This window comes from Paraburkholderia rhynchosiae, from assembly GCF_002879865.1.
In the GTDB taxonomy this organism is placed as follows: domain Bacteria; phylum Pseudomonadota; class Gammaproteobacteria; order Burkholderiales; family Burkholderiaceae; genus Paraburkholderia; species Paraburkholderia rhynchosiae.
Map to the genome: position 1 here is coordinate 1 of NZ_PNXY01000121.1, position 520 is coordinate 520.

The following is a 520-nucleotide window of genomic DNA, read 5'->3' on the forward strand; positions in this document are numbered from 1 at the left end:
ATCGAGAAATTGCAATTTTTCTCTAAGAGCCTCTTAAGGGCATAAGGAAAATATGCCCCCATCTATATATGAGGTATCTGGCAACGCCAGATATTTCAAGACTGCGTCGATCTTTTTGCATGGGGGCATAAAAAGACGAAATGTCACACTTTTGTGACACAATATATTGCGTTTGTCACAGTTTTGTGACACTACATACAGCATTTGTCACAAAAATAAGACAGCACTTTTTTACAAAAAAGTAATAAAAAAAGACATCAGTTATCACTAATGCCTTAAATAATAATTTTGCTTTTCAAAATTCCAAATTGCCGTAATCGAATGTGCCTTTTCTTCTTCATCTGTTGTTTTATCTTCATCACTTGTATTAATCAAATTTCCATCTTCAGCATCATCTAAGTTTAAAATTTTATGCTTTTGTTTCAGCAATCCACCATAACTTAACATACGCTTTCGATACAAACCTTTTTCTAAATCACTTACAATTTCTTGATTTTTTTCATCATCATCAGTTAAAAAA

1 protein-coding gene is annotated in these 520 nt (G+C 31.9%); it reads right to left on the reverse strand.

Going from position 1 to position 520, the window contains the following annotated elements; translation table 11 throughout:
* Nucleotides 1-267: 267 nt before the first annotated feature.
* Nucleotides 268-520, reverse strand: a 253-nt coding sequence (locus C0Z16_RS37075; protein WP_017328595.1) for a protein rep, incomplete at its 5' end; no start/stop codon positions are given.